15 protein-coding genes are annotated in these 15,103 nt (G+C 59.6%); 11 read left to right on the forward strand and 4 right to left on the reverse strand.

The genetic code is table 11. The features are described 5' to 3' along the window. Positions 1 to 682, forward strand: a 682-nt coding sequence (locus PMI36_RS08050) for a helix-turn-helix domain-containing protein (RefSeq protein WP_008073962.1), incomplete at its 5' end; no start/stop codon positions are given. Positions 683 to 715: 33 nt separating this feature from the next. Continuing rightward, a complete protein-coding gene (locus PMI36_RS08045) occupies positions 716 to 1,699 on the forward strand; it encodes a zinc-dependent alcohol dehydrogenase family protein (RefSeq protein WP_008073963.1) in 984 nt (327 codons plus the stop codon). Here the strand turns inward: PMI36_RS08045 and PMI36_RS08040 are convergent. Then, positions 1,689 to 2,609 carry a universal stress protein gene (locus tag PMI36_RS08040; RefSeq protein ID WP_008073964.1) on the reverse strand — a complete coding sequence of 307 codons (921 nt, stop codon included), beginning with the start codon at positions 2,607 to 2,609 and terminating at the stop codon, positions 1,689 to 1,691. The two genes, PMI36_RS08045 and PMI36_RS08040, sit on opposite strands and share 11 nt — an antisense overlap. A gap of 223 nt (positions 2,610 to 2,832) precedes the next feature. On the opposite strand from PMI36_RS08040, the gene PMI36_RS08035 reads away from it, so the two are divergent. After that, on the forward strand, positions 2,833 to 3,396 hold the full coding sequence (locus PMI36_RS08035; protein WP_008073965.1) for a GNAT family N-acetyltransferase: 564 nt from the start codon (positions 2,833 to 2,835) through the stop codon (positions 3,394 to 3,396). A gap of 229 nt (positions 3,397 to 3,625) precedes the next feature. Beyond that, entirely contained in the window at positions 3,626 to 5,446 is a 1,821-nt protein-coding gene (locus PMI36_RS08030; protein WP_008073966.1) for a DAHL domain-containing protein, read from the forward strand. A 146-nt stretch (positions 5,447 to 5,592) separates the two neighbouring features. Here PMI36_RS08030 and PMI36_RS08025 read toward each other — a convergent pair whose 3' ends face one another. Next, positions 5,593 to 6,411: an aldo/keto reductase gene (locus tag PMI36_RS08025; protein ID WP_008073967.1), complete on the reverse strand. Its 819-nt coding sequence runs from the start codon at positions 6,409 to 6,411 to the stop codon at positions 5,593 to 5,595. Between the two features lie 348 nt (positions 6,412 to 6,759). On the opposite strand from PMI36_RS08025, the gene PMI36_RS08020 reads away from it, so the two are divergent. After that, a complete protein-coding gene (locus PMI36_RS08020; RefSeq protein WP_008073968.1) occupies positions 6,760 to 7,548 on the forward strand; it encodes an alpha/beta hydrolase in 789 nt (262 codons plus the stop codon). Positions 7,549 to 7,621: 73 nt separating this feature from the next. Here PMI36_RS08020 and PMI36_RS31535 read toward each other — a convergent pair whose 3' ends face one another. After that, the gene (locus PMI36_RS31535; protein ID WP_157214968.1) at positions 7,622 to 7,762 is read right to left on the reverse strand and encodes a hypothetical protein; all 141 of its coding nucleotides are present in this window, start codon (positions 7,760 to 7,762) and stop codon (positions 7,622 to 7,624) included. 54 nt (positions 7,763 to 7,816) lie between these two features. Between PMI36_RS31535 and PMI36_RS08015 the strand changes: the two genes are divergently transcribed. Genes PMI36_RS08015 through PMI36_RS07995 form a run of 5 tightly spaced genes read left to right on the forward strand, consistent with a single transcriptional unit; the run spans position 7,817 to position 12,300 of the window. After that, complete coding sequence (locus tag PMI36_RS08015) at positions 7,817 to 8,794, forward strand: NAD-dependent epimerase (RefSeq protein WP_008073971.1); 978 nt, start codon at positions 7,817 to 7,819, stop codon at positions 8,792 to 8,794. Positions 8,795 to 8,840: 46 nt separating this feature from the next. Beyond that, entirely contained in the window at positions 8,841 to 9,581 is a 741-nt protein-coding gene (locus PMI36_RS08010) for a glycosyltransferase family 2 protein (protein WP_008073973.1), read from the forward strand. Continuing rightward, complete coding sequence (locus PMI36_RS08005; protein ID WP_008008386.1) at positions 9,578 to 9,856, forward strand: lipid-A-disaccharide synthase N-terminal domain-containing protein; 279 nt, start codon at positions 9,578 to 9,580, stop codon at positions 9,854 to 9,856. Before PMI36_RS08010 ends, PMI36_RS08005 begins: the two co-directional genes overlap by 4 nt. 3 nt (positions 9,857 to 9,859) lie before the next feature. Then, the gene (locus PMI36_RS08000) at positions 9,860 to 11,380 is read left to right on the forward strand and encodes an ArnT family glycosyltransferase (RefSeq protein WP_008073975.1); all 1,521 of its coding nucleotides are present in this window, start codon (positions 9,860 to 9,862) and stop codon (positions 11,378 to 11,380) included. Next, positions 11,377 to 12,300: an SdiA-regulated domain-containing protein gene (locus PMI36_RS07995; protein WP_008073977.1), complete on the forward strand. Its 924-nt coding sequence runs from the start codon at positions 11,377 to 11,379 to the stop codon at positions 12,298 to 12,300. The genes PMI36_RS08000 and PMI36_RS07995 overlap by 4 nt, the downstream gene beginning before the upstream one ends. 157 nt (positions 12,301 to 12,457) lie before the next feature. Here the strand turns inward: PMI36_RS07995 and PMI36_RS07990 are convergent, their stop codons facing one another. Next, positions 12,458 to 13,378 (reverse strand): LysR family transcriptional regulator, encoded by a 921-nt coding sequence (locus tag PMI36_RS07990; protein ID WP_008073979.1) that lies wholly within the window; start codon positions 13,376 to 13,378, stop codon positions 12,458 to 12,460. 130 nt (positions 13,379 to 13,508) lie between these two features. Here PMI36_RS07990 and PMI36_RS07985 point away from each other — a divergent pair, with 130 nt between their 5' ends. Next, positions 13,509 to 14,945 carry an amidase gene (locus PMI36_RS07985; RefSeq protein ID WP_008073981.1) on the forward strand — a complete coding sequence of 479 codons (1,437 nt, stop codon included), beginning with the start codon at positions 13,509 to 13,511 and terminating at the stop codon, positions 14,943 to 14,945. The last annotated feature ends 158 nt before the right edge of the window (positions 14,946 to 15,103 follow it).

The following is a 15,103-nucleotide window of genomic DNA, read 5'->3' on the forward strand; positions in this document are numbered from 1 at the left end:
GGAGTTGTCCCTGCCGATCGGCTTGACCGGCCAGGAGGTCGAGCGGCTGGATACCCTGATCGTTCAGCGGGTAAAGGTGAAAAAAGGTGCCGCCCTGTACCGGGCCGGTGATCCGTTGCGCTCGCTGTATGCGGTACGCATTGGTGCATTCAAGACCAGCATGCTGTCGGTCGATGGCCGCGAGCAGGTGACCGGTTTTCAGATACCCGGCGAGATGCTCGGTCTGGACGCCATCAGCGACGATCGGCACACCTGCAGCGCCTTTGCCCTGGAAGACAGCGAAGTCTGCCCCCTGCACTACGCACAACTGGAGAAACTCGCCCAGGAGTTGCCCTCACTGCAACACAACATGAACAAGCTCCTGAGCCGGGAAATCGTTCGTGATCACAGCATGCTCATGATGATGGGCAACATGAACTCCGATGAACGCCTGGCGGCCTTCCTGCTGAACCTGTCGCAACGGCTGAGCATTCGCGGGTACTCGTCCAGAGACTTCGTGCTGAAGATGCGCCGTGAAGAGATCGGCTCGTATCTGGGCCTGCGCCTGGAAACCATCTGCCGGGGCATCGCTCATCTGCGGGATCAGGGGTTGGTCGAGATTTGCGGGCGTAACGTCAAAGTCCTGAATCTGGACGGGCTCAAGCAATTGGTCGTCGGCTGTCACCGGCAGTCGCCCCCCTGACGCCCCAGGTGCATCGGCTTTTGGAGAATTATCATGCGCGCGATGGTTTTGCATGCCCCCGGCCAGCCGCTGCAACGGGAGGAGCGTGCCATCCCGATACCCGACGCACACCAACTGTTAATCAAAGTCCTGGCCTGTGGCGTGTGCCGCACCGACCTGCATCTGGTGGATGGTGAATTGCCGCAAGCAGTGCTGCCGCGGGTGCCGGGCCATGAAATCGTCGGTGAAGTGACGGCGGTGGGTGCCAACGTCGCGCCCGACTGTATCGGTAAGCGCGTGGGCGTTCCCTGGCTCGGCTGGACGTGCGGTGAGTGCACATTCTGCCGCTCGGGCCGGGAGAACCTCTGCGATCGCGCCCGGTTCACCGGCTGTCACCTGGATGGCGGTTATGCCGAGTACACCGTTGCCGACGCCCATTTCTGTTTTCCCATCCCGGACGCGCTCTCGGCCGCCGAAGCCGCACCGTTACTGTGTGCCGGGCTGATCGGTTTTCGCGCCTTGCAAATGGCCAAAGGGGCGCGTCATCTGGGTCTCTATGGCTTCGGCGCGGCGGCGCATCTGGCAATTCAGGTGGCACGGGGCCGGGGGCAGCAGGTGTATGCCTTCACCCGTCCGGGCGACAGCGAGGGCCAGGCCTATGCCCGAACCCTGGGCGCCGAATGGGCAGGCCCCTCGGATCAACCGCCGCCTCACCCGCTCGACGCCAGCCTGATCTTCGCCCCCGTCGGTGCGCTGGTGCCACCGGCGCTGGAGGCCACCGTCAAGGGTGGCTGTGTGATTTGCGCGGGCATCCACATGAGCGACATCCCCAGCTTCCCTTATCGATTGCTGTGGGGCGAACGCAGCATCCGTTCAGTGGCAAACCTGACTCGCGAGGACGGCACGGCGTTTTTTGCAGAGCTGCGTCATACGCCCGTGCACAGCGATGTCACCTGTTTCGCCCTGGACGATGCCAATCAGGCACTGGCCAGCCTGCGGACCGGTCAGATCAAAGGCGCGATTGTGCTCATCCCCTGATACGCGATCCCGGCTGCTTGACCGCCAGAATACTGCCCGGCACCGAGTAAAGCGCTCGTTCCGTGTTGCTGCCGATCAACCGATCGAACCCCACCCGATGCACCGTTCCCATTACAACGACATCGACCAGATACTCCTCGACAAACTCACTCAGCACCGGCGCCGGCAGGCCCATGATGAAATGCCGGCGCTCCGGTGGCACGCCATAGCGATCGGCCAGGCTGACAAACGTCTGGTGCAGGGATTGCCGCAGCTCCTCCATGAAGTCCACGTTCCACCCACCGCTGACCAAGGGCGCATCGCCATTGAAGGCCGGCGACAAGTCATACGCGTACAGCAGATGCAACGGTACATCGCATTGCAGGGCCAGTGCATTCGCCGATTGAATGATGGTGTCGTTGAGGCCACTGATTTGCGTCGAGGGGTCGAACGGATCCACTGCCGCCACGATCCGGTGCGGCAAAGCGTGACGGGCCTCATTGACCAGATGCACCGGCACTTGGCATTCGCGCAGCAGATGGCAATCCAGAGGGGTGACAAACACGCGCTTGAGCAGCGGCTCCAGCGTGACGTCCTTGATCAGCAGGTCGGGCTTGAGATCTTCGACGCACCTCAGGATGTCCAGCAATGGATGAGTGGTAAAGACCACTTCCACGCTCACTTTCAGTCCCTCACCGCTGAGGCGCTGAATTTCTTCCGCCATCCAGCGGCGATAGCGGCGCAGATAGCGCTGGTACTCCGCCTCATCGGTTTTTTCTTCCCACAAATGGATGATCGGGGCCGGTTCTATGAACGCCCGCACATCCAGAATCGCCCCGCTGACCTTGGCGAGGGCAACGGCGCGCTGCAAGGCCGGGGATTGGTACAGGGTTCGGTCGGCGATCAGCAACACACGTTGATATTGACCCATAACACACCTCGATTCGGTGCCGGTCCAAAGCGCCGGTATGTTCCCAGACTGCGCTCGTTGCTCCCTACCCCGGTTGATTTACATCAGATGCGAGCGTTTGAGCCTGCCTGTCACGAGTGTCTGATCCAGATCAGATTCAAGCGCCGCCGGCGGCGTAAAAAGAAATGAACCGCGTGGTTCGTTGCGACGCGCGAGCCTTTCAACCCGGATGGAGAATTGCACCATGCTCACTGTTAAAGACCACAATGACCGAGCGGCTGCCGCCTACGCTGCCGTCTCCGGACAGTACTGGATTGAAGCGCTCAGGGACGGGCGCCATGTGCTGATCCGGCCGCTGACAGAAAAAGACCGCGAACGTGAATATGCTTTTATCAAGCAGCTGTCCCCGGAGTCGCGGCACATGCGCTTTCTGGCGCAAGTCAATGAGCCCGGCACGGCCATGCTCGACCAGTTGATGGATGTCGACGGCAAGAAGCGGTTGGCTTACATCGCCCTGGTCCATGACAACGGCAAACTGATTGAAATCGGTGTCAGCCGCTATGCCGCCACCGCCGACAACGAGTGTGAATGTGCCGTGACGATTGCCGATGAATACCAGCATCTGGGCTTGGGCACGACGCTGATGGAGCATTTGATCAAGGCCGCGCGCAAGAATGGTTTTCGTCAGATGTATTCCGTCGACGCCGCCAGCAATGCCCCCATGCGCGATTTGGCCAAAGCCTTGGGCTTTGAGACCCGTCACGATCCCGATGACAGTCGTCAGGTCATTCATAGTCTCTATCTGTAAAAAAACGCCCCTCGGCGTCATTGGATCCGCCGAGGGGTGTTTCAACACTCAGGGCTCTAACAACGAGTGCCGACCCGCCGTTCGGTGTTTTTTTCAACGGTGTCCGCCAACAACGCTAGGCTTACAAACAATGTGGTGATCATCGCCATTTTGCAGGGAGCGCAAAAATGGAAATCATTAACCGTTGGCAAAACCTCTCCCTCAGGATGGCCCAGGGAGGAATGCCGCAATGAAGCTTTCCAATCATTACAAATGGACAGCCTTGGGCGCCATTGCGCTGACCCTTTTCAGCGTATTGATATTTTTGCTGATCAAATCCTATTCCTACGACACATCGACCTACTTCGAGTCCCGCGACTTCGTTCGCCAACTCAAGCAGTTCGATGCCAACTGGAACGTGAAGATTCTGAGAGCCAAAATCGGCCTGAACGACAATTTGTTTCTGGGAGCACCCGCTGAAGCAGAACAGCGATGGGCGCAGCTCGACAACCTCAATACAACCGGCCCCCTCTCGACCCTTTGGCAAACTCGACGCCAGGGTTATCTGGATGCGTTAGAAAACAAAACCCGACTGGTTGAGCAATTCAAACAGCACAACACGGCCTTGCGAATATCATTCGAGGCCCTGCCTGAGCTGGAAGATAACATTCGGGTGTTGCTGGAAGATTTCAACGACAAACGCCCGAAAGTGGATGCTGTGGCGGCCTCAGTGGTGTTCGATGTTACGTTGGATACCCTTGAATACGCCCTCTATGTCTCCAGCGAAAGGGCCGAGGAAATCTCCGGACATATGAAGTACCTGAATGACTACATCAATCAACTGCCGCTCGAACAGCGCCCGCCTTTCACTGCCTTTGTAGACGCGGTGAATGCCATTGTTCGAGAACAGCCCATCGTCAATGATCTGCTTGATCGCATCAGTGTGATTCCGGTCGCACGGCAGTTGGACAGCATCAACGAATTATTGAACGAGAAACAACGGCGCACCAGCGCGACAGACCGCCAATATCACCTTTACCTGGGCATATGCGCCGGCATCATGGCGCTGCTGTTGTTGTATCTGGCCGGCCGCCTGATTCGCAGTTATGCCCTGATCAACAAAATGAACAGTGAGTTGCAAACGGCAAACGAGCGACTGGAACAACGCGTCGAAGAACGCACCCGCGAACTGCTGGAAGCCGAGCGCGAACTGGTCGATGCCGCGCGAATGGCCGGCATGGCAGAGATCGCGACCAATGTGCTGCACAACGTCGGCAATGTGCTGAACAGCGTTAACGTCTCGGCAGATGTAATCACCCGCAAATTGGCAGCCAGTAAAACCCTCGGCCTGGGTAAAGCGGTGAAAATGATGAACGAACATGCCGAAGACCTGGGGCAGTTCATCACGTGCGATGAAAAAGGCAAATTGCTCCCCCTTTACCTCAATCAACTGGTCGACTCCATCGCGAACGAGCAATCGAGCATCGTTGACGAGCTGTCGCAACTGACCAAAAGCATCGATCACATCAAGGACATCGTTTCCACTCAACAGGCCTATGCCGGTGCGGCCAGGCTGGTCGAGCCGTTGAACGTCGTCGATCTGTTCGAGGATGCGTTACGCATGAATTCCGGCGCCTTGAGCCGGCACCATGTCGTCGTCACCAAGGACTACCAGGACGCGCCGACGATCATCGGCGACAAACACCGGCTGCTGTTGATCCTGATCAACCTGATCAGCAATGCCAAATATGCAATGTCCAAGGTCAGCGACCATCAGCGCCATATGACGCTGGGCGTCAAGATTATCGATAACGCAATACTGCGCCTCAGCGTAGAGGATCAGGGCGAAGGAATCGCGGCCGAGAACTTGACCCGAATCTTCAATCACGGCTTCACCACCCGCAAGGAAGGTCACGGTTTTGGCCTGCACAGTTGTGCGCTCGCGGCGGTGGAGATGAATGGGCACCTTCGCGTCCATAGTAATGGACCGGGCAAGGGGGCGCTTTTCACCCTGGAGATTCCGCTGGAGACTGCCGACGCATTGCCGGCAGCTGGAATGTCAGTCAGTTAAGCCACAAAACCTGTGGGAGCGGGCTTGCTCGCGAAGAGGGAGTGTCAGTCGACATTGATGTTGCCTGACACACCGCCTTCGCGAGCAAGCCCGCTCCCACATGGATTGCGCTTGACTGACTGGCATTAATCGCCCCACCAACGGGCCTACCCCACCAAGGCCATCAACTGTTGGCGTTGCGCATCCGTCAGCATCGGGCCTGCACCTGCACCGGCGTTTTCCGCCATGTAACGCGGGTTGCTCGTGCCGGGGATGACACAGGTCACCGCCGGATGAGCCAGCAGGAACTTGAGCGCCAATTGCGCCCAGCTAATGACCCCCACTTGCGCGGCCCATCCCGGCAGCGGTTTGCCTTTCAATCGCGCGAGCAGGTCACCGCCACCGAAAGGCCGATTGCAGATCACCGCCACGCCGCGCTCGCGACACAGCGGCAGGATTCGTTTCTCGACGCCGCGGTCGTCCAGGGCATAGTTGATCTGCAAAAAGTCCAGCGGCTCGGCTTTCAACACGGCCTCCACTTCGTCATACGCCGACGCCGTGTAATGGGTGATGCCGATGTAGCGGATGCGCCCTTCTGCCTTCCATTGGCGCAGAATGGGCAGGTGGATTTTCCAGTCCAGCAGGTTGTGAATCTGCATCAGATCGATACGGTCTGTCTGCAACAGCTTGAACGACTGTTCCATCTGCGCGATGCCTTCTTCGCGACCCTGGGTCCAGACCTTGGTGGCCAGAAACGCAGGCGAACGAGGCCGATGGATCGACAGCAACTCACCGGTCGTCTGCTCGGCACGACCATACATCGGCGAGCTGTCGATCACCGTGCCGCCCTTCTCGAACAACGCGATGAGCACGGCGGGCAGTTGCTTGTAGGCGGCGTCGGAAGGCGCGACATCAAAGCCGCGATAGGTGCCCAACCCGACTATGGGTAACGGCTCGTTGCTGGAAGGAATGGCTCGGGTCAGCATGTTCTTGCCTCCTGTTTCCGTCGACGGCGCCGATGCGGCATAGGCCGGATCGAAGGTGAAGACCGCCGAAACACCGGCAGCCAGCGTGAGTATTTTTCTACGGCTGAAAACAATCATAGGCAAAGACCAGTCAGTAACACGCAACCCTGTGGGAGCGGGCTTGCTCGCGAAGACGGCGGCACAGTCAACATTGATGCTGCCTGACACACCGCTTTCGCGAGCAAGCCCGCTCCCACAGGAATTGCGCTTGATTGACTGACATTGGGCACCTCTCCTGTACAGCTGAATTTGCTGAACTACACTTTGGCCGCACTCAGGCAATAGCTGTCTCAAGGCCCAAAGCAGTCCATGTCGTCCACTAAACTTAGTCGAATGTCGCGCCCCCTGATGTCTCTCTTCGCTTTCATTGCAATTGCGTACCTGGTGCTCTGCTCGGCGTTGTTCGTGTTTCAACGCGCCCTCATCTACTACCCGCAACCACGCGCCATCGACTCACCCGAAACACTGCTGACGCTGCAAGTCGCCGATGCGCAGGTGCTGGTGACCGTCAGGCCACACGACGGCCCGAAGGCGTTGATCTACTTTGGTGGCAATGCCGAGGATGTTTCCCGCAGCCTGCCCGGGTTTTCGCAGGCCTTTGCGGATCATGCGATCTACTTGCTGCATTACCGAGGCTACGGTGGCAGTTCCGGGTCGCCGTCCGAGGAGGCGATTCAGCAAGATGCCATGACCTTGTTCGACATGGTTTACAACACCCATACCAATATTGCGGTAGTCGGGCGCAGCCTCGGTTCCGGTGTCGCCGTGCGCCTCGCCAGCCAACGCCCGGCCTCGCGGCTGATCCTGATCACGCCCTACAACAGCCTTGAAGACCTCGCCGCCCGCCAGTTCCGCTGGTTCCCGGTGAAGTGGCTGCTTCGGGACAAGTTCGAATCCTGGAAATACGCCGCTCACATCACCGTACCGACACTGTTGATTGCCGCCGAGCACGACGAAGTCATACCGCGCTCAAGCACGGACCAGCTCTACACCCATTTCGCCAAGGGCGTGGCCTCGCTGCAAGTGATACCGGGCACGGGCCACAACTCGATCTCCGAAAGCCCCCTATACCTGAAGATGCTGGGTGCAGGGCTGTGAAGTCAGCGCATCAGGAGACAGTCACAAAATCGACATGAATGCTTAACGTTTTTTTTACAACCCAGCAGGCACGTTATGCGTGGCTGCGGGTGCTGCGGCTCATGATGAGCATCGCGCGGGCCTTTGATAAAACAATGGAGCAAGGCATGGAGCCAACGGTGATATCGACCCAAACACATACGCTGATCAGCACGCACTCAGGGGTGAATGTCATGCAAAGGCCTCCTTTGCGCACGGCGGGGATTGGTCGCGCACAGGCGCGGGCCTCATGACGGTTCTGGTCACGGGCGCCGCCGGTTTCATCGGGTATCACACCGTCAAGCGATTGTGTCGGGAAGGCCTTGAAGTGGTCGGTATCGACAATCTCAACGACTACTACAGCGTGGAACTCAAACATGCACGGCTCAAGGCGCTGGAACCCTTGCCGGGCTTTCGTTTCCAGACTCTGGACATCGTCGACAAACCGGCCTTGATGGCGTTATTCGAAGACCATGCTTTCACCGAGGTTGTGCACTTGGCGGCCCAGGCGGGCGTTCGCTATTCGCTGGACAACCCGGACGTCTATGCGCAGTCCAATCTGGTGGGTTTCCTGAATATGCTGGAAGCCTGCCGACACCACCGCCCCGCGCATCTGATCTATGCCTCGAGCAGCTCGGTGTATGGCACCAACAGCAAAATGCCGTTCAGCGTCGAAGACAGCGTCGATCATCCCATTTCGTTGTACGCCGCCACTAAACGAGCCAATGAACTGTTGGCGCACAGCTACTGCCACCTCTATGGCCTGAAGGCCAGCGGCCTGCGCTTTTTTACCGTTTACGGGCCTTGGGGCCGCCCCGACATGGCGCTGTTCAAGTTTACCGAGGCGATCATCAAAGGCTTGCCGATTGACATCTATAACCATGGCCAGATGTCGCGCGACTTCACTTACATCGACGACATCGTCGAAAGCATCGCCCGCCTGCGCTCAAAACCACCGGTGCCGAACGGGCCCGGCGATGGTGTAAACCGAATCTTCAACATAGGCCGCGGCCAGCCGGTGCCGCTGCTGGAATTCGTCGATTGCCTGGAATCGGCGCTGGGCATCAAGGCCCAACGCAACTTCATGCCGCTACAGGCAGGCGATGTGATCAAGACCTGGGCCGATATTTCGGCATTGGCCGAATGGGTCGACTTCCGCCCTCAGGTGACGGTTGAAGCAGGCGTGACGGAATTTGTGAAGTGGTATCGCCACTTCTATCAGATATGAAACGTGAGCCCTTGATAATAAAAGACCAAGGCGCAAGGGGGACTCTATGAGCCAAGACATCTTTGTATCTGTATTGATTCCAGCAAAAAACGAAGCAAACAACCTCAAGCCCTTACTTGAGGAAATCCACACCGCGTTGGCCGATGAGGCTTACGAAATCATTGTCGTGGACGACGGCAGTACCGATTCCACCTTGCATGAACTGCGGCAGATCAAAAACAACGGTCTGAGCACGTTGCGCATCCTGCGTCATGAGCGTTCGCTGGGGCAAAGCACTTCGCTCTACCATGCCGCGCTGAATGCCCGGGGCCAATGGCTGGCGACACTCGATGGCGACGGTCAAAACGACCCCGCGGACATCCCCGGGATGTTGGCGCTGGTGCGCGGTGAACAGGGTCTGGTAGACGTTCAGTTGGTAGCCGGGCACCGGGTCAATCGCCGCGATACCGCCAGCAAGCGCTGGGCCTCGCGTTTCGCCAACGGCCTGCGCAGCCGCCTGCTCAAGGACGCCACGCCGGACACCGGCTGTGGGCTGAAGCTGATCGAGCGCGCGGCGTTTCTGCGCTTGCCGTACTTCGACCATATGCATCGGTTCATTCCTGCGCTGATCCAGCGTCACAACGGCCGCATGATCGTCCATCCGGTCAACCACCGCCCCCGCACCGCAGGGGTGTCCAAATACGGCAACATCGACCGTGCCCTGGTGGGCATTCTCGACCTGTTCGGCGTTTGGTGGCTGATCAAGCGCACCCGGTTGAACACCAACGCACAGGAGATCGAAGGATGAACCTCTCCCGCGAAACCCTATGGCTGGTGATCGGCTTCGGTGGCCAGATCGCCTTTACCGGTCGCTTTGTCTTGCAGTGGCTGTACAGCGAATACAAGAAACGCAGCGTGATCCCGGTGAGCTTCTGGTACCTGAGCATCGTCGGCAGCACCTTGCTGTTCGCGTACGCCATTTACCGGCAAGACCCGGTCTTCATTGTCGGCCAGGCCTTTGGCTCCATCGTCTATTTGCGCAACTTGCAATTGATTGCCCGCAGCAGACATTTAAAGGACTGAGCCATGCGCAAAACCCTGTCGCCCGGGATCGAATGCCTGGGCCTGATGCTGCTCGCCTTGCTGTTGATCGGTGCCGGGCTGGGGCTGCGTCAACCGCAGAATGTGGACGAAGAACGCTTCCTCGGCGTGGCCCTGGAAATGCTGCACAACGGCGCGTGGTTCATCCCCCACCGCGCCGCGGAGATATACGGCGACAAGCCGCCGATCTTTATGTGGACGGTAGCATTCTTCGCGTGGCTTACCGGCCTGCCTGCCCTCGCCCTTTATATTCCGGGGCTTCTGTCGGCCGCAACGGTCACGGCCATGGTCTACGATCTGGGTCGCAGATTATGGAATCAGCGCATCGGTCGGACGGCGGCGCTCTTGTACCTGGCCACCTATCAGACTTACAGCATCTTGCGAACCGGGCAGATCGACAGCTTTTTGATTCTGTTCACCTCGCTGGGCCTGTACGGGCTGGCGCGGCACCTGCTGCTCGGGCCGGCCTGGCGTTGGTTCTATGTGGGCTGCGCCGCCATGGGCATTGGCGTGATCACCAAAGGGGTCGGCTTCGTCCCTGTCCTGATGCTGATTCCGTATGCCTATGCGGTGCGTAAAAACTGGTCCGGTGTGGTGGCCATGCCGGGCGAAGCGCGCAAGTGGTTCCTGGGCTTCTTGGTCGCCCTCGGCGCCATCGCCATCTGGCTACTGCCCTTGGCGCTTTCCATTGTGCTCAATGGCACTGCGGATGAAATTGCCTATGCGCGAGAAATCCTGCTGCGTCAGACAGCGGCACGCTATGCCGCCGCGTGGGATCACCGCGAACCGTTCTGGTATTTCTTCGTCAACGTCATCCCGCAATATTGGCTGCCGTTGGTGCTGGCCCTGCCTTGGCTGGTGCCGGCCTGGCGCCGGCAACTGCGCAAACACGACGGTCGAGTGCTGGTGCTGCTGGGCTGGGTCGTGCTGGTGGTGTTGTTCTTCTGCCTGAGCAGCGGCAAGCGCAAGTTGTACATCTATCCGGCGCTGCCAGGGCTGGTGCTGGTGGCAGCGCCGCTGATTCCATGGCTGCTCAAGCGCTGGTTCGGCAAACGCCCGCGCGGTCGGCGCATATTCCAGGCGCTGGTGGTGACCTGGTTTGTTTTGTGGTTCGCCCGCGGTTTCATCGAGACGATCAAGGACGGTCGCAACCCCCATGAAGCGCTCATGGCGCAGGCGGCGACCATGACCCACGGTGCCGATCTGGTGCTGGTCAACTGGCGCGAGGGCCACTGGCTATTCGCCCGGCAGCCGATCGTGCATTTCGGGATGAAAGACTCCTCGGTCGAACAAGCAGCACAGTGGTTGCGCGACCACCGTGAGGCGTACGCCTTGGTGCCGGACGGAGTGTTGAGCCGGTGTTTCAATCCTGAAGCCGCCCATGCGCTGGGCGAAACGTCTCGTGCGCAGTGGTCGATCGTCGGCGCCGATGCCGATAACGGCCGTTGCCATCCCGGGCAGCCACTCAAGGTCTATCGCTTCAGCTGGGACAAGGAAAAGTCATGAGCAAGGCATGGAAGCCGGGAATATTTTTCATTGTTGTATTGCTTGGCGCCTACGCGGTTTCGGTACATTTTATGGTCCACCGGCAGCTGTATGCGCACTGGCAAAACCTCTGGCACGGCAATCAGGCACCGGACAAAAATATCTGGCTGCCGGACTATAAGGCCGTGATCCAGGCCAAGCCTGTTGCAGACGTGACTAATTTGTCCGGCATCGCCTATGACCCGGATCACGATCGTCTGCTGGGCATCACCAATGGTGCGCCCATGGAGATTGTGGCAATGAGCCGTAACGGCGACTTGCTCGAACGTTACCCGCTGATCGGGTTCCAGGACACCGAAGGCATTGCTTACATGGGTAACGGTCGCGTGCTAATCGCCGATGAAAGCTTGCAGCGACTGTACGTCCTGACCTTGCCGGACAGCCCAGGCCCCATCCCTGTGGAAAACGCACAATTTGTCGCCATCGAGATAAACCTGAGCGAACACAACAAGGGCTTTGAAGGCGTGACCTATGACGCGGCCAATGATCGTATCTTCGCGATCAAGGAGCGCGATCCGCGGCAGCTGTATTCGGTCACGGGCATGCTTGCCTCCATGGGTGGCCCGTTGCAGGTGCGCATCAAGGACTTGACGAGCTGGATAGACCGTAGCGTATTCGGCATGGATCTATCCGAGGGTTACTACGATCCTCGGACCGGTCACTTGCTGGTGCTGAGCGAGCAGTCCTCCAACCTGACCGAACTCGATCAGGACGGAACTTTCGTCAGCATCCGCTCCTTGCTCGGTCTGACGGCTGACCTCGAAAAAACCATACCGCAAGCCGAAGGCATGACCATGGACGCCGACGGCGAGCTCTACATTGTGAGCGAGCCCAATCTGTTTTATCGGTTCAGTAAATCGAAGGCTGCTGTGGCGCATTAATGGGTTTTGTGTGGGATGGGCCGGCCTCTTCGCGAGCAAGCCCGCTCCCACATTTGATCTGCGGCGATCGCAAAAACGGGTTCACAGCAGATCCCCTGTGGGAGCGGGCTTGCATCGCGAAAAGGCCAGCAAGAACACCCTCCTGTTTCCGGTTAAATCACACCGAATCAGGCCGAGCTTCAGCCGTCGCCATGTGCGCCTTCAAAAACCCGATAAACGCCGTCACCTTGGGCGACGGCAAATGCTCCCGAGCCGTTACCGCATTCAGGTCCTGTGGCGGCCCGATCCATTCCGGCAGCACCCGGCGCAGTCTTCCCGCGTCCACATCGGCCTGCATGCTTTGATCCATGCCCAGGCTCAACCCTTCGCCGGCACACAATGCATCTTTGAGCAGGGCGGGATCGTTGGCGATGATGGTCGGCTCAACCCGATAACTGCGCATTTTGGCGCCAGCCTTGCGCAACGGCCAGACGTAACCCACATCGCGCCGAGCCTGATGCAGCACCAATGTCCGGTGTTGAACCAGTTCGTCCGGCGTCGCCGGCAAGCCATGGCGCTCGATGTACTCAGGCGCGGCGTAGATGCCCGTGGCGTAACTCGCCAGGCGGCGGGCGACCAGACTGGAATCCGGCAAGGCGCCGAGGCGCAGCGCCACATCAACCTCCTCGCCGACCAGATCCAACGGCACGTGGGACGCCAGAATCTCCAGTCTGATGTGCGGGTACGCCTGACGAAAACCGGCCACCAACGGTGAAAACCAACTGACCCCGAACGAGTACGGCACCGTCACCCGCAGCCAGCCGCGCGGGTCATCGCGCAGTTGATGCACTGCCAGCTCGGCGTGTTCCAGGGTGGTGGCGATGTCCTTGCACTGGTCAAAGTAAACCGCTCCCGCCTCGGTCAGGCTCAACTGGCGCGTGGTACGGCGCAACAACTGCACACCGATGGCCTGTTCCAACTCGCGCACGCGGCGGCTGACGGTCGTCTTCGGAATCTGCAAGGCATGGGCGGCGGCGGTGAAACTGCCCAACCTCACCACGCGCACAAACACCAGCGTGTCATTCAAGTCCCGGATCATTCGAGCCACCTGCGAGGGAAAATCAAGATGGCCCAATTGTGCCACTGACGGCACATTTCATACCGCTTTTATGGGCTAATCAACGCCGCGGGCGGCACCTATCATCGGGGCTCTCAACTGGAGAACTCCCATGAATCTGAACGAATATGCAACCTACGACGGTATCGGCCTCGCGCAATTGGTGGCGACTGGCGAAGTCACGTCGGCTGAACTGGCGGAGCTGGCCATTGCCGCCGTGCAACAGGTCAACCCGCAAATCAACGCGGTCATTGAACACTGGTCGCCCACTGTCACCGAGGGCACGGGGCCGCTGGCCGGTGTGCCCTTCCTGATCAAGGACCTGGCGATTACCTCGGCCGGCCGCCGCGTTGAACTGGGCAGCCGATTGGCCCAAGGCCTGGTGGCCGAGTCGGATTCGTACCTGATGCAACGCTTCAACGCCGCCGGCCTCGCCACCCTCGGGCGCACCACCACCCCGGAAATGGCCTTTAGCACCGAGACCGAATCCGTGCTCCAGGGCCCGACCCGCAACCCGTGGGACACTCGGCTGTCGGCCGGCGGATCGAGCGGTGGTTCGGGTGCCGCGGTCGCTGCCGGCATCGTGCCGATTGCCCATGCCACTGACGCAGCGGGTTCAATCCGCGTACCGGCATCTTACAACGGGCTGGTCGGGCTGAAACCGACTCGCGGCAGAGCCTCGAACGGCCCGGCGCTCGATGAGGTATTTGCCGGTTTCGGCGTACAACTCGGTCTGTCGAGAACCGTGCGCGACAGCGCGGCGTTGATGGACATCGTCCAGGGCTATGCGCCGGGCGATCCTTACTACACCGCTGCACCGGACGAAGGTTTTCTGGCGCAGGTGGGACGCGATCCGGGACGATTGCGCATCGGCCTGCTCGACACACCGTGGAACGGCGCCGCACCGGATCCCGAGATTGCCGAGGCCACCTTGGCCGTGGCCCGCGAACTGGAAGCGCTCGGTCATCGCGTAGAACGAGTGACCGCACCACTCGGTACGTCGTGGGATTCATTCGTCCAGGCTAACGCCCACATCTGGTGTGCCACCCTCGTGCGCTGGATCGACGGGCTCGCCGCCACCACTTCACGGCCCATCGACCTGAGTACCCTGGAGCCCGCCACCCTCGCCTGCTACGCCTATGGCCAACAGGCCCGCGCCGTGGAATTCGCCGGCGCGCTGGAAGTGCGTAACCTCATCGCCCGCAGCGTGGCCGGTTGGTTCGACGACTTCGACGTACTGCTGACGCCGACCCTGCCGCGCCTGCCCCACGCCCTCGACACCTACAGCCGTGGAGCGCAAACCATGGACGGTTTGCAATGGACTGCGCGGGTCTTCGAGCACTCACCGTTCACACCGGTGTTCAATGTGGCGGGGACGCCGGCGATGTCGTTGCCACTGGCCATGTCCCGCGAACAGGGTTTGCCCATCGGCCTGCAATTTGCTGCGCGATTCGGGGCTGAGGAGGTGTTGTTACGGTTGGCGGGGCAATTGGAGCAGGCGCTGCCGTGGCATGAGCGCAGACCGCAGATTTGGGTCGGCGATAACTGAGTCAATGCCCCGACAACGACAGGGGTGGCGGCTGGAGATGTCGATTAAACATTGTCTGTTTATCGGTCTTACTGTGGGTTTTGTAGTGGATGGGACGGCCTCTTCGCGAGCAAGCCCGCTCCCACATTTGATCGATGTTGGTCACAAATTTCGTGATC

Source organism: Pseudomonas sp. GM79 (assembly GCF_000282495.1).
Lineage (GTDB): Bacteria > Pseudomonadota > Gammaproteobacteria > Pseudomonadales > Pseudomonadaceae > Aquipseudomonas.

Bases quoted from the DNA above. Each gene is read 5' to 3' on its own strand.
- PMI36_RS08005 (WP_008008386.1), top strand. From the start codon at position 9,578: ATGAACCTCTCCCGCGAAACCCTATGGCTGGTGATCGGCTTCGGTGGC.
- PMI36_RS08020 (WP_008073968.1), top strand. From the start codon at position 6,760: ATGTCGTCCACTAAACTTAGTCGAATGTCGCGCCCCCTGATGTCTCTC.
- PMI36_RS07985 (WP_008073981.1), top strand. From the start codon at position 13,509: ATGAATCTGAACGAATATGCAACCTACGACGGTATCGGCCTCGCGCAA.
- PMI36_RS08045 (WP_008073963.1), top strand. From the start codon at position 716: ATGCGCGCGATGGTTTTGCATGCCCCCGGCCAGCCGCTGCAACGGGAG.
- PMI36_RS08015 (WP_008073971.1), top strand. From the start codon at position 7,817: ATGACGGTTCTGGTCACGGGCGCCGCCGGTTTCATCGGGTATCACACC.
- PMI36_RS08025 (WP_008073967.1), bottom strand. From the start codon at position 6,411: ATGCTGACCCGAGCCATTCCTTCCAGCAACGAGCCGTTACCCATAGTC.
- PMI36_RS07995 (WP_008073977.1), top strand. From the start codon at position 11,377: ATGAGCAAGGCATGGAAGCCGGGAATATTTTTCATTGTTGTATTGCTT.
- PMI36_RS07990 (WP_008073979.1), bottom strand. From the start codon at position 13,378: ATGATCCGGGACTTGAATGACACGCTGGTGTTTGTGCGCGTGGTGAGG.
- PMI36_RS08030 (WP_008073966.1), top strand. From the start codon at position 3,626: ATGAAGCTTTCCAATCATTACAAATGGACAGCCTTGGGCGCCATTGCG.
- PMI36_RS08035 (WP_008073965.1), top strand. From the start codon at position 2,833: ATGCTCACTGTTAAAGACCACAATGACCGAGCGGCTGCCGCCTACGCT.
- PMI36_RS08000 (WP_008073975.1), top strand. From the start codon at position 9,860: ATGCGCAAAACCCTGTCGCCCGGGATCGAATGCCTGGGCCTGATGCTG.
- PMI36_RS08010 (WP_008073973.1), top strand. From the start codon at position 8,841: ATGAGCCAAGACATCTTTGTATCTGTATTGATTCCAGCAAAAAACGAA.
- PMI36_RS08040 (WP_008073964.1), bottom strand. From the start codon at position 2,609: ATGGGTCAATATCAACGTGTGTTGCTGATCGCCGACCGAACCCTGTAC.
- PMI36_RS31535 (WP_157214968.1), bottom strand. From the start codon at position 7,762: ATGACATTCACCCCTGAGTGCGTGCTGATCAGCGTATGTGTTTGGGTC.